10 protein-coding genes and 1 riboswitch are annotated in these 13,020 nt (G+C 49.5%); of the genes, 1 reads left to right on the top strand and 9 read right to left on the bottom strand.

What is annotated here, in order from left to right; genetic code table 11:
• Positions 1-28: 28 nt before the first annotated feature.
• A complete protein-coding gene (locus NST33_RS02510; protein WP_339306621.1) occupies positions 29-1,789 on the top strand; it encodes an alpha-glycosidase in 1,761 nt (586 codons plus the stop codon).
• A gap of 182 nt (positions 1,790-1,971) precedes the next feature.
• On the opposite strand, the gene sdaAA is transcribed toward NST33_RS02510, so the two are convergent.
• From sdaAA to pstA, 9 genes are all read right to left on the bottom strand, one after another.
• Positions 1,972-2,949, bottom strand: coding sequence for an L-serine ammonia-lyase, iron-sulfur-dependent, subunit alpha (gene sdaAA / locus NST33_RS02505; RefSeq protein WP_100528607.1), 978 nt, complete (start codon positions 2,947-2,949; stop codon positions 1,972-1,974).
• Positions 2,939-3,628 (bottom strand): L-serine ammonia-lyase, iron-sulfur-dependent subunit beta, encoded by a 690-nt coding sequence (gene sdaAB / locus NST33_RS02500; RefSeq protein ID WP_253509364.1) that lies wholly within the window; start codon positions 3,626-3,628, stop codon positions 2,939-2,941. The genes sdaAA and sdaAB overlap by 11 nt, the downstream gene beginning before the upstream one ends.
• Positions 3,629-3,906: 278 nt before the next feature.
• A riboswitch (glycine riboswitch) is annotated at positions 3,907-4,031 on the bottom strand.
• Positions 4,032-4,171: 140 nt separating this feature from the next.
• Entirely contained in the window at positions 4,172-6,451 is a 2,280-nt protein-coding gene (locus NST33_RS02495; RefSeq protein ID WP_339306618.1) for a collagen-like triple helix repeat-containing protein, read from the bottom strand.
• A 209-nt stretch (positions 6,452-6,660) separates the two neighbouring features.
• On the bottom strand, positions 6,661-7,755 hold the full coding sequence (locus NST33_RS02490) for a hypothetical protein (protein WP_339306616.1): 1,095 nt from the start codon (positions 7,753-7,755) through the stop codon (positions 6,661-6,663).
• Position 7,756: 1 nt separating this feature from the next.
• Complete coding sequence (locus NST33_RS02485) at positions 7,757-9,247, bottom strand: HAMP domain-containing sensor histidine kinase (RefSeq protein WP_339306614.1); 1,491 nt, start codon at positions 9,245-9,247, stop codon at positions 7,757-7,759.
• Positions 9,244-9,954, bottom strand: a complete 711-nt coding sequence (locus NST33_RS02480; RefSeq protein ID WP_047840351.1) for a response regulator transcription factor — start codon at positions 9,952-9,954, stop codon at positions 9,244-9,246. The genes NST33_RS02485 and NST33_RS02480 overlap by 4 nt, the downstream gene beginning before the upstream one ends.
• A 192-nt stretch (positions 9,955-10,146) precedes the next feature.
• On the bottom strand, positions 10,147-11,163 hold the full coding sequence (locus NST33_RS02475) for a phosphotransferase (protein WP_339306612.1): 1,017 nt from the start codon (positions 11,161-11,163) through the stop codon (positions 10,147-10,149).
• A 199-nt stretch (positions 11,164-11,362) separates the two neighbouring features.
• Positions 11,363-12,118 (bottom strand): phosphate ABC transporter ATP-binding protein PstB, encoded by a 756-nt coding sequence (pstB, locus tag NST33_RS02470; protein ID WP_036616781.1) that lies wholly within the window; start codon positions 12,116-12,118, stop codon positions 11,363-11,365.
• A 12-nt stretch (positions 12,119-12,130) separates the two neighbouring features.
• Positions 12,131-13,018, bottom strand: coding sequence for a phosphate ABC transporter permease PstA (gene pstA / locus NST33_RS02465; protein WP_026081329.1), 888 nt, complete (start codon positions 13,016-13,018; stop codon positions 12,131-12,133).
• Positions 13,019-13,020: the final 2 nt, after the last annotated feature.

Here is a 13,020-nt window from a genome sequence, read left to right as displayed (position 1 = left end):
ATCCACACCTGACGGGAGGAAATTCATTATGCTGCTGGAAGCCATCTATCATCAACCAAAACGAAACTGGGCCTATGCCTATGACCAAGATACAATCCATCTGCGCCTGCGTGCCAAAAAGAATGATCTGACCGAGGTACATGCCCTGACCGGGGATAAATATGCGTGGGATGCAACCAAAGCGCTGGTTCCCTTAACAAAGTTCACCTCTGACTCCATGTTCGATTACTTCGAGGGTGAGGTGAAACCTCCCTACCACCGACTGAAATACTCTTTTCTGCTCAAAAACGGAGACGAACAGATCTGGATGACCGAGACGGACTTCCAGGAAAAAGAACCAGACGATCCGGGTCGTATGTTCCAGTTCCCTTATATTCATGCCGGAGCTGTATTCACAACCCCTGCGTGGGTTAAGGATGCGGTGTTCTATCAGATTTTTCCCGAACGATTCGCCAACGGCAACCCGGATATTAGTCCGGAAAAGGTAGAGCCGTGGGGCGGTGAGCCAACACCTTTCAATTTCTTCGGCGGTGACCTTCAGGGCGTGATCGACCATCTGGATTACATCAGCGATCTTGGCATTAATGCGATCTACTTCACACCCATCTTCGAAGCCACCACCAATCACAAATACGATACCGAAGACTACCTGCGGGTAGACCGGCACTTTGGTGACGCAGATACCGTGAAACGACTGGTCGAGCTGTGCCATGCACGCGGAATTCGCGTACTTCTGGATGCTGTGTTCAACCATTCCGGGAAAACATTTGCGCCGTTTGTGGATGTGCAGAAGAACGGAGAACAATCCAAATACAAGGACTGGTTCCATGTGCATGAATTCCCTCTGGACGTGAAGGATGGCATTCCTACGTATGAGACCTTCGGATTCGAAGCGCACATGCCAAAGCTGAATACGGAGAATGCCGAGGTGAAGGCCTATCTGCTGGAGGTTGCTGAGTACTGGATCAAGGAAGTGGGTGCGGACGGATGGCGGCTGGATGTGGCAGACGAAGTGGACGATGCATTCTGGCGTGATTTCCGCCGTGTAGTCAAAGCGGCTAATCCGGATGCCTACATTCTGGGCGAAGTATGGAACGAGTCTTCTTCCTGGCTGCAAGGCGACCAGTTCGATGCGTCCATGAACTATCCGTTTACCGATGCCGTGAATGCTTTCTTTGTGAAAAATACAATGCACGCCGAACAGTTCGCAAACTCCATCGGGCGACAGTTATCCCGTTATCCGCTTCAGGCCAGCGAAGTGGCGTTTAATTTGCTGGACAGCCACGATACCCCGCGGCTGCTCACGCTGTGTGAAGGCGACCAGCGTAAGATGAAGCTAGCTGCGTTATTCCAGTTCAGTTACATGGGTGCTCCGTGCATCTATTACGGAGACGAGATTGGCATGGACGGCGAACATGATCCGGGCTGCCGTAAATGTATGGAATGGGATGAAGCAAAGCAGGACCGAGAACTGTTCGACTTTTATCAGAAACTGATCTCCCTGCGTCATGCGCATCCTGCCCTGCGTGCAGAAGGCACCGTTCGTTTCCTACAGGCTCGTCCCGATGGTAGCCAACTGGTATTTGAGCGGCAAAATGAGGAGGAACGCATTCTGGTTCTGTTCAACCGATCAGAAGAGACGGCTATTGTCGAGCTCGAGGCGGGTGACGAGGAATGGACCGAGTTATTCGGCGGAAACCATCGTACCGCCAAGGAAGAAGGCGTACTGGCCATTGAGCTGCCCGCGTATGGATATGCTGTACTGAGTACGGCTGTGAGCCAGAACTAGATTCATAATACACATTCATCTGAAGTCAAATATAAGTATCCTAACTTCGCTTCATCTGGCAGCATAAAACAAGCGTCCTGCATAACCCGGATTCGGGTTCGCGGACGCTTGTTTTGTAATTTTGTATTCGCCGTTATACATCATAATGTCACTGATTTATATATCGGTGGTCCCGGTTCAGCTTAAACCTGAGTACCCTTGTCCACTTGAGCATTGTCCGCCCCACTTGTAGTTGTGTCAGAATCCGCCGGTTTCGACTCCTGCTCAGGCTCGGCACGCTTTGCCTTTGGTTTAGCCAGCTTTTGCATCATTTTGCGGCCTGTTGGCGTCTGGGCCAACCCGCCTTGGGCTGTCTCCCGATGGCGGCTCGGCATCGCACTGCCTACTTCCAGCATGACATCGATGACTTCATCTGACGGAATGGCACTACGCACTCCGGCCAGGGCCATGTCAGCCGCAGCCAGCGCCGTAACTGCACCCAGTCCATTACGGACGATGCACGGGATTTCAACAAGGCCTGCGACCGGATCGCAGATAAGGCCCAGTGTATTTTTTAACGCCAAACCAACGGCATGAACGACCTGTTCCGGTGTACCTCCACGCAGTTCAACCATGGCACCCGCAGCCATGCCGATCGCGGAACCCACTTCCGCCTGGCAGCCACCTTCGGCCCCGGAGATAAATGAATTGTTGGCAATAACATAACCAATCGCTCCCGCACAGAACAACCCGTTCACCAAATGTTCGTCCGTCCAGCCAAATCGCTCCTGTGAGCTAATAAACACACCGGGGATGATGCCGCAGGAACCGGCTGTTGGTGTTGCCACGATCCGACCCATGGAGGCATTCACTTCAGATACACACAGGGCATACGCCATGGCAAGTGCGGAAGCATCTCCCGAGCAAGTCTCGCCCTTGCGAATGTACTCAGCCATTTTTTTGCCGTCTCCACCTGTTAATCCACTGCGTGATGTCGTATCTTCCGTTAACCCTTTGCGTACCGCTTCCTTCATCACCTGATAATATTCAGACATCTGCTTCACAACATCCGCTTCCGGTGTATTGGTCTCCTGAACTTGCTCCTCAATCATTAGCTGAGCAATGGTTTTGGATTCCGCTGTACAGATCGTATTCAGTTCGTGTAAATGTTTAAATCGCATCCGAATCAACTCCTCTCTTCAAATCAATAACACGAATGTCTAGCACATGGTCCAGCTCCCTTAGACGCTTGAGCATATCGGGATTAGGCAAACCATCCATTTCCATCGCGGTAAGTGCCTCGCCATCACGGGCTTTCCGGTCCACCTGCATATACCCGATGTTAACCCCGGATGAACTGATCGTGGACGTTACCGATGCAAGCACCCCTGCTTTGTCCGCATGTCGCAGAACGAGTGTTGGAAACTCACCACTAATCTGAACACGAAAATCATTCATCGAATGCACCGATACGCTTCCACCACCAATGGATGCACCGATTAAGGAGCAGGCACGTTCTCCATGCCACAACTCAATTTTGACCGTATTTGGATGAGGAGCAGGCAGGCCACTTGTATAAAACTCAACCTCCATGCCCGCTTCCTCTGCGTATTGCTCTGCATCCGGGATACGCGGATCGTCTGTGACATAATCCAGCAGACCGCCGATCAGTGCCAGATCTGTTCCGTGCCCCTGATACGTATCTGCAAATGAACCGTACAGTGTCAGCCGGGCACGATCTGGCGTACATCCTAGCCACTGTCGAGCAATTCTCCCTAACCTTGCCGCTCCAGCTGTATGTGAACTTGAAGGCCCCGTCATCGACGGACCAATAATTGAGAAAACATCTTTAAATCGCACTTGTAAACCTCCATTATTAATCATGATTCATATTTGTAAAATGTATTCGTCATTTCGATCCAGGAGTTTCATCCACAATGTCCCTTATTTAGATATGATGACATCAAAAAAGGACAGAAGAAGGCCTTAGGCCCTCTCTCTGTCCTCGATACCTGAGAGTTTCACGATCAGCAGTGTCTCACGACAAGGGTGCACTGCCTGCGATTACAGACAAGTTCACCGGGCTGACTGATCATATACCCCTTGGGTGGCGCAGTTCGCGCACTCTCCAGAGTTGCGTCCAACGATGGTACATTTACCTGAGAGATTAACCACTGCGCCGGGTGCGCAGCAGCTTGCTCCTTCGGTGCCTGAACACTAGCCATATTGCTCGGCTAACCCAGGTCTCTCCCGCTCGTTATCATCCGCTGTATTATCTTAATTCGATTCGAATTGGTACATTTCTAAGTTTTTGATCATGATCAAGCATACCCATAGAGTAATGTACAACATCATATATGTCAACAAAAGTAACGTGTAATTATCATAAGTTCGATGTCTATTTTAACTGAAGCGAATAGCATTAATATTTCTCACTTCCGCTGAGGCACTAGTGACGCTTGTAGTGGTTGTAAATTGGATGCTTATCGTGTATGCGTTAGTCGTTGTAGCAGGGGCAGTATCCACGTAAGTGTTGGAGGAAAGAAACCTTAACGTTCCCGCAGCATTACCGCTCCTTGAGAGTTGCAATTGATTAATTAGAACTCCGTTACGTCTCAGATTAATGTTATATGCGATAGTCCAGTTAGAACCTACAACTACTGCTACTTGTGTACTGTTGTCTATTTTCACGCGTTGACCTGCCACTACAGGTACATTAAGTGTCTGAATCGTCGTTTCAGCTACTAATGAAAGACCCAACGCCGTGGTCTGGCTATCAGCAAACAAGGAAGAATCCGCAGGAGCAGAAGCTGCCGTTGATCCGGTCGCACCTGTAGCCCCAGTGGCTCCGGTCGTTCCCGTTACTCCCGTTACTCCGGACGTCCCGGTTGTTCCGGTTACGCCTGTCGCACCTGTAATACCAGTGACTCCGGTCGCACCCGTTACGCCTGTTGCGCCTGTAACACCAGTGGATCCCGTCGTTCCCGTCACGCCTGTCGCGCCTGTATCTCCAGTGATTCCGGTGGATCCCGTCACTCCTGTCGCTCCTGTAACACCAGTGACTCCCGTCGTTCCCGTCACGCCTGTCGCACCCGTATCACCAGTGGATCCGGTGGATCCCGTTATACCTGTTGCACCTGTATCCCCAGTAACTCCAGTCGCTCCCGTTACTCCTGTTGTACCTGTGTCACCAGTAACTCCAGTAATTCCAGTGGATCCCGTCACACCTGTCGAACCTGTATCTCCAGCGACTCCAGTCGTTCCCGTCACGCCTGTTGCACCTGTAACGCCAGTAACTCCCGTAGCGCCTGTTACCCCTGTAGCACCAGTAGCTCCGGTGGATCCCGTCACACCTGTCGCGCCTGTATCTCCAGTAATTCCAGTCGTTCCCGTCACGCCTGTCGAACCTGTATCTCCAGCGACTCCAGTCGTTCCCGTCACGCCTGTTGCACCTGTAACGCCAGTGACTCCAGTGGATCCCGTGACACCTGTCGCACCTGTATCTCCAGTAATTCCGGTTGCTCCTGTCACGCCTGTCGCGCCCGTATCTCCAGTAACTCCAGTCGTTCCCGTAACTCCTGTTGCACCTGTATCCCCAGTAACTCCAGTGGATCCCGTCAGTCCTGTCACACCCGTATCTCCAATAACTCCCGTAGCGCCTGTATCTCCAGTGACTCCTGTTGCTCCCGTCAATCCGGTTGCACCTGTAACACCAGTATCTCCGGTCGTCCCCGTTACGCCTGTCACTCCCGTATCTCCAGTAACTCCGGTCGCACCCGTTACGCCTGTCGCACCTGTAACACCAGTATCTCCAGTCGCCCCTGTTACGCCTGTTGCACCTGTAGCCCCAGTAACTCCGGTCGTTCCTGTAAGTCCTGTCGCGCCCGTATCTCCAGTAACTCCGGTCGTCCCCGTTACGCCTGTCGCACCTGTAGCCCCAGTGACCCCAGTCGTTCCTGTTATTCCCGTACTACCGGTGACACCTGTGGCTCCAGTAGACCCTGTCTCCCCTGTGCTCCCGGTGACTCCAGTCGTTCCTGTTATTCCTGTACTCCCAGTAATACCCGTCACTCCCGTAAGCCCTGTCTCTCCTGTGGTCCCCGTACTTCCAGTAGCGCCCGTGACTCCTGTCACTCCGGTAGATCCTGTCTCCCCCGTGGTCCCAGTGACACCGGTCTCTCCCGTCGATCCCGTAGTTCCTCCAGGAGGACCAGTAACTCCTGTCAGTCCTGTAACACCTGTAGCCCCTGTAGGACCAGTTGTTCCCGCAACCCCTGCTGTCCCTGTAGCTCCAGTCGCACCCGTTACCCCGACTAGACCGGGGTTCGCTCCTAACAATTCCTCAGACACCAAACGATGTGCCGTTACCAGTTGACCGTTCTCGTTTTTCCCCCATACGGAAATCTGAACTTCATCCTCCGTATCATCACCTGTGATAAATATAAACTCAAATGCATCCAAATCTGCATAATAGTCTTTTGTTATAACCTGGTTAGGCAAAACATTAAACAATTCCTCAACGTATAGTGTGCGAACACCATTCAAATAATAGCCTTGAACCAGAACGGTAGAGAAACTAGTGAGACTCCAATTGTCTAATTTCACTGTAATTCTCTGTGTAGGACGCTCGCCGCTTCCCACCACTATATTATTTTCTATTGGCCCTGTTGATAAAACAGCCATCCTGCGATGCCCCCTTCTCCTGCCTCCATCACCAAATCAAGATTGTCTTCTATGAATATGCATATTGAACTGTAAACGTGAAGTTGCCCTCTTGCCTTTTTGGAATGGACTGAAAGGAGATCGAATAGATATCCACCACACCAAAAGGAGAATATACAAAAAAAAGCTGCCGCTTCGTTTCTGCGGCAACCTTATTATTATTCTTTAGCTCATCTAGACGGATTGGGAAGGGTCAGTGCTTCCGCCCAAGCTTGCAGCTTTGCCTTTGTCCATCCTTCGTTTTCACCCATAATGGAGTAACGCAAGCCATTCTCACTCCATGATATGTTCCGAATGCTCTTCATATATGAACCCTCGGTGTTACGAACCTTAATCTTGGCTTCATCCGGCATTAGTGTATCGTCCACATTTTCTTCCGGCATCTTGAATACCGTCAGGCTGACTTCTACCTTGTCGTTACTTACGTAATACAAGGTTACTTCATCTCTGCTCAGCTCACCGCGCGATGTAGACATTTCGATCCGTGATAGTTCGAATTCTCCACTCATGTCCTGTAGGAACGGCTGTTCCAACGCTTTTTCCGCTTCCTCTAGGGTCACTTCGGAATTCTGCATCATATCGTTCAAGTCCTTCACATCGACCTCCTTAGGGATGTCAATTACGAAAGTATCCTTTGTGAATTCAGGGTCATACTGAATCGGATCATAGACCATTTCTGATTTTCCATCCCCATACGCGCTGTTTACTTTGACAATCATCCACGTTTTGGGATCTACCCAATACTCTGAAGATATGGAGAATGCGCCTTCTTCTTTTGGTGTCAATTCAATATGAATGACGTCCTGTCCATGAAGTTTCTCCTGTCCCATCATATTCACATCATGCGTAGTACGTAACCGCTCTAGTTGATCGAGCAATATTTGCTTCTGGGTTTGATTAGGTTGTTGTGACACGGATGATGCATCCATGGAATATGCTGCCCCTGTTTCTTTTTCATATATGATGATCTTCTTTCCATTATTAACTGCGTAACTGACATTGCCATTCTCTGATGTTTCCGTGCGCTTTCGTCCGGTTTCACCATCTACCCATTCCTTAATTTGCAACGTGTTAGTCAGCTTGTCATCTGCCCATATCTTCATCACACCTTCCGCATAATACGAGGCGGGTTCTGTCTCTGCTGAGACAACCTTCTCAATCATCTCATCTCCTGACATAGCCAGCATATCCTTCTCCGCGCAACCTCCAAGCAGGGCGCCTGCCAACACAGCAGTACCCAGCATCATCCATCCTTTTTTCATCATCTTATCCACCCTCTCTGCGTTTACATTCTCCATGTTCAGGCAATCGGCATGCTGCCAGCGTTCCATATCCTTCGTATGACCACATGCGCATATCCCCTCCGTGCTTTATCGCAACCCGTTTGGCTATACTCAATCCCAATCCCGAACCACCTGCATACGTCTTCTCATCCTGATTCTGGTGTTGAACATAGGGTTCGAAGATACGAATGAGCTGTTCCTCAGGAATAGCAGGACCTTCGTTTTGTACTATGATCAATGTTGCTCCCGCCCTGTAGTTATCCAATTCAGCTCCAAGCGAAGGAATAATCCATTCAGGAAGCTCCCAATCTGAAGCAATAACCCCTAGTCCCATTACACCGTTCGTCCTTGTGTGGCGTAGTGCATTATTTATCAGATTATCTGTCAGGCGCATCAGTTGTTCGGGATGAACCCGGTACAGTTGATCTGTGCGGACATCCATCTTCACGTCAATCTGACCACGCTCGGCAAGTCCCTCATAGCTCCCAAGCAGCATATCAAAAAACTCTTCACCTTCCACCTTAACCATGGCCATCTCCGATTCACTGGAACCCAACGCCGTATACATCTCAAGTTCACTAATCATCTGTTTCATCCGCTCCACATTTCCGAGCAGCACATCCTGATATTCCTGCCTTTCAAGGCGTTTCAGTTGACGATCACCGTTAAGTACCTCCGTATAGGCACTAATGGACATCAACGGTGTTTTCAGATCATGGGATAACGAGGCGATCATGAGCTCTTTTTCTTTTTGCTCCCTCTCCACATCGACCTGAGTATGTCTGATCTTGTCTTGCATTGCATCAAACTGTTGGAGCAAGATGCCCATTTCATCATGACGAACAGGTACCACATCCGTAGCAGCCTCTCCTCGTGCAAAAGCATCCATTCGTTCTATGAGATATTTCATCGGCCGAAAGAGCTTTCGGGACAGCAACCACAGCACTGTTCCGTATAGCAGAATAAAGAAAGTAGCAGCGAGACCCATGACCCAGGTAGTCCGCAAGGATATGCCTTCCAGCCAATCTCCACGCAGCATGACGATTTCGTAAATGCCGACCAACTCACCCTTTTCCCATACGGGTTTCTTCAACGAGAATGTACGATGACGAATCTGTAAGTTGTACAAATTACGATACAGCTCCGCCCCCCCAACGGTGTAAGCTCCAGCAGACCATGTACTCCCCTCTGATGTGTACACCCGAATCCCTGTTGGTAAATACAGAGCAAAGTTCACCCGACCATTCTCCAATTCAGAGAGTGCAGCGAAAGCATCAGGCGAGTGCAGCTGGTACAGTCCCGGGTCAGATAAAGCCAGTTCAATAGGAGCCAATTGTCCGGACAACTCCACATATTCCGTTACGGCACGCTGATCATTGTAATAGTTATACAGGGAGTACAGCGCCCACCCAGCAGCGACAGGCAGCAGCATTACAATGAGGAAGGCAAGCATTAACCAGTACTTCAACTTCATTCCTCAGGCTCCCCCACGAACCGGTAACCACTGCCCCACACCGTCTGAATCCAGCGTGGATGATGGGGCTCGTCACCAAGCTTGGCCCGAAGGCTCTTCACATGAACTGTGACTGTACTCGAGTTCCCCGCCTCTGGCTGACTCCAGACATGTTCATACAGTTCCGCCTTGGTAAACACCCGGCCCGGATGAGAAGCAAGCAGTATGAGCAAAGCCCATTCCTTGTTGGTTAGTGCCACATGTTCTCCATGAACCTGTGCGCGCTGATTCAAATAATCAATCGATAACCCATCGTTATACTGTCTATCTGTCGAATCCGGCTCCACGCCCTGATATCTGCGGTACCTATTCAGATGAGATTTAATGCGAGCTGTAAGTTCCGTTAGACTGAAGGGCTTCGTAATATAATCGTCAGCTCCCAGCCCAAGCCCCCTGACTTTGCTCTCTTCCTCGATTCGAGCACTCATCATGAGCAGCGGAACATCGCTGATCAGTCTAATGTTTTTGCATACCGTGAACCCATCCATTTCCGGTAGCATCAGATCCAACAAGACTAATTGATAGGTTCCCTCCCTAAAGTCTTCCCAGCTCTCCAAACCGCTTGATGCCCAAGTTACCCCATAACCCTCATGACGTAGATGATCTCTCAAAATACGGGCAATCTCCGGATCATCCTCCACCAGCAATATATTCTCGCTGTCTCTCATCGCTGCTTCATCCTCCCATGACTATATTGTAGCTAAGAAAAGTTGACTCTCCTCAGAGTTTATACTTTCTTCATAAATGTCCATTACGATCGTTATCTAATGCATGCAAAAAGAGCACCCCGATTGTTCAGGACGCCCAGGTAATATTCACAATCTTAATCCTAAGTTATAGCTCCTTGAAAAGGAAACACCTCATAACTCATAGAAGATGCTCTCGTTCTGTACATAGGGTCTACAATACTTACTGCACAGCTTCGGCATGCAATCTTTCATCCATTCGTGCCTCGACTCATTCGCCATCTGAAAGGCATAATAACCCAGTGTAAAGATCAACATGAACCCTTCCATCAATCGAATATCACGATCCGTCAGTGGTGCGATCTGTTGGGTATAACCGGATAAAAATATGTCACGTTCCTCCCGATTGAACATAAGTGCTGCCCCTCCGGCATCAAAAAGATAATAACCATAACCGTGTAGACAAAAATCAATCATGGAAATCCCCTGCTCCGTTATCAGCAGATTGTTGCGAGTAATATCCCCATGAATGATCCCCCATGTCCCTGCGTGATGCGGGTATGTTTCTAACTGCTCATTAATGTTCTCAAACGTCTCACGAAGCAGATCAAAGTCTTCCGTTGTAAAAATCCCCAGTCGGACACCTTCCTCTAGCTGCCCTAGCATGACCAAGTTCTCATGGCTATTGCCATATGCCGGCCGCACCTTTGTTCGATCTATCTGATTCTGCATACGCCCATATTGATGAAGCATCTGCAGTTGTGCCCCAAGATCATAGATCTGCTCTGTTGTCAGCCGTTCTCCCTGCTGGATGTCCCTTCCCTCAATCCACTCCAGTACTGTACAGCAGATTTCTTTCCCTGCTTCACTTGTCCATACCGTGACCCATTCACCCGATGCATTCCGTACCGGATGTTGCACGCGCAATGCTGTCGTTGCATTTAACTCATGAAGCAGGTTCATCTCTGCCTCCAGCGCAGGAAGCGTATGCTGAATGCCGGTCATACTTGCATATGCGGCTTGATGGATACGTACCAGATACTTCTGCCCGCTTGCTCCATCAACGACATGATATGTCAGATTCTCATTATGACGAATATATGAAACGACAGGTTTCTCAATAGTGTAGTTCTGTATAATCTGAGCTGCCATATGGTCGTAAGACATCTGATCCGTAGTGATTATTAACATCTCCTTCGAAGTCAAGTAAACGTTCTCTTCACACTAAATATCGTAGCATAATGTTTATCCCGCATACAGAAAATCCCACTAAAATTATAAATTAAAAAAGCACAACCCCCGAACAACCGTCCAGGCATTGTGCTTTCTTTTGTCTCTATTATTTCTCTATCTCTCTGTCTGTTGCTCTATGTGACACTCCATGATCCAATTAACCGAAACGACCCATAATGTATTCTTGTGTCAGACGATTGTCCGGGTTCGTGAAAATATGCTCTGTATCCCCGTGCTCAATCATGCTTCCCAGATAGAAATAAGCTGTATAATCCGAGATGCGTGCCGCCTGCTGCATGTTATGGGTAACAATAACAATCCGTAGCTCCTTCTTGAGCTCGGTAATCAACTCTTCAACTTTACCCGTAGATACCGGGTCAAGTGCAGATGCCGGCTCATCGAGCAACAGAATCTGTGGTTCAACAGACAAAGCGCGAGCGATACATAGGCGTTGCTGTTGTCCGCCAGAGAGAGACAGAGCTGACTCATGCAGTCTGTCTTTCACTTCGTCCCAGAGCGCAGCACGGCGCAAGCTTTTTTCCACAATTTCATCCAGTGCCTTCTTACTCTTCGTACCACGGTAGCGGGGGCCAAACGCGATATTGTTGTAGATGGACTTATGAAAAGGATTTGGCTTCTGCCACACCATGCCAATCTTCTGGCGAAGCTTGATTACATCGGTTCCAGGCTCATTCAGATCGTTACCGTCCATCCAGATATGTCCCTCAGTACGGGAACCGGCAATCTCGTCGTTCATCCGGTTCAGCGACCGGAGGAACGTGGATTTACCGCAACCAGACGGTCCAATAAGAGCCGTTACGCTTGCTTCAGGAAACGTCAGGCTAATCTGCTTGACCGCCTGGAAATGTCCATAATATATGCTTAACTGTTCCGTACCAAAAGGTATGGCCATGTTGGTTCCTCCTTATTTCGAAGCTGTCATGCGGCGGAATACAACCCGACCGATCCAGCGTGCACTTAGATTGAACGCCAGCACGAGAATGACAAGCACGGCGGATGCCCCTGCTGCCACTTCTTTGGAATCTGGCCCAATACCTTCACTGTTCACTTTCCAGATATGGACAGCAAGTGTCTCTGCCGGACGGAAAGGATTAAGCGGTGATCTTGGACTCGTGGGATTCCAATCTGTAAAGTCCAATGGTGGACTACTCATACCTGCGGTGAACATCAGCGCGGCTGCTTCACCGAAGATCCGGCCCGATGCCAGGATCGTACCCGTAATCAAGCTCGGCAATGCCACAGGCAACAGAATCGAAGTGATAATCTTCCACTTGGACAGTCCAAGCGCCAGACCTGCTTCCTTCTGTTCCTTCGGAACGGCCCGGAAGGCCTGCTCCGTTGTCCGTACCATCAGTGGCAAGTTAAAGATCGCCAGAGCCAAGGCACCCGAGATTAGGGAGAAACCAAGACCAAATTGATTTACTAACAGCAAGAGACCAAACAAACCGATAACGATGGACGGGAATGATGACAATACTTCAACGACCAGACGAATGAAGCTGGTAATCTTGCCTGGCTTGGCGTATTCCGCCATGTAAATCCCGCCACCCCATCCGAGTGGAATGGTAACAATCAAGGTCAGGACAAGCAAGAATACGGAGTTGAAGAGCTGTGGACCAATCCCGCCGCCACCCTTAAGCAACTGTGGTGCGCTTGTCAGGAAGTTCCAGCTAATATGCCCAATGCCTCTATACATGATGAAGCCAAGCAGACCGAGCAATAGAATAACAATGAACAGGGCCAGTACAACGATAACGGATGTTGCAATTTTATCTACCGTCTTTGCCTTCATTT

Origin of the sequence: Paenibacillus sp. FSL L8-0435, assembly GCF_037965655.1 — a bacterium.
Lineage (GTDB): Bacteria > Bacillota > Bacilli > Paenibacillales > Paenibacillaceae > Paenibacillus.
The sequence above is the reverse complement of the archived record's forward strand: the minus strand, read 5'-3'. Positions and strand labels throughout refer to the sequence as shown.

Bases quoted from the DNA above. Each gene is read 5' to 3' on its own strand.
- NST33_RS02510 (WP_339306621.1), top strand. From the start codon at position 29: ATGCTGCTGGAAGCCATCTATCATCAACCAAAACGAAACTGGGCCTAT.
- sdaAA (WP_100528607.1), bottom strand. From the start codon at position 2,949: ATGCGATTTAAACATTTACACGAACTGAATACGATCTGTACAGCGGAA.
- NST33_RS02495 (WP_339306618.1), bottom strand. From the start codon at position 6,451: ATGGCTGTTTTATCAACAGGGCCAATAGAAAATAATATAGTGGTGGGA.
- NST33_RS02490 (WP_339306616.1), bottom strand. From the start codon at position 7,755: ATGATGAAAAAAGGATGGATGATGCTGGGTACTGCTGTGTTGGCAGGC.
- NST33_RS02485 (WP_339306614.1), bottom strand. From the start codon at position 9,247: ATGAAGTTGAAGTACTGGTTAATGCTTGCCTTCCTCATTGTAATGCTG.
- NST33_RS02480 (WP_047840351.1), bottom strand. From the start codon at position 9,954: ATGAGAGACAGCGAGAATATATTGCTGGTGGAGGATGATCCGGAGATT.
- NST33_RS02475 (WP_339306612.1), bottom strand. From the start codon at position 11,163: ATGTTAATAATCACTACGGATCAGATGTCTTACGACCATATGGCAGCT.
- pstB (WP_036616781.1), bottom strand. From the start codon at position 12,118: ATGGCCATACCTTTTGGTACGGAACAGTTAAGCATATATTATGGACAT.
- pstA (WP_026081329.1), bottom strand. From the start codon at position 13,018: ATGAAGGCAAAGACGGTAGATAAAATTGCAACATCCGTTATCGTTGTA.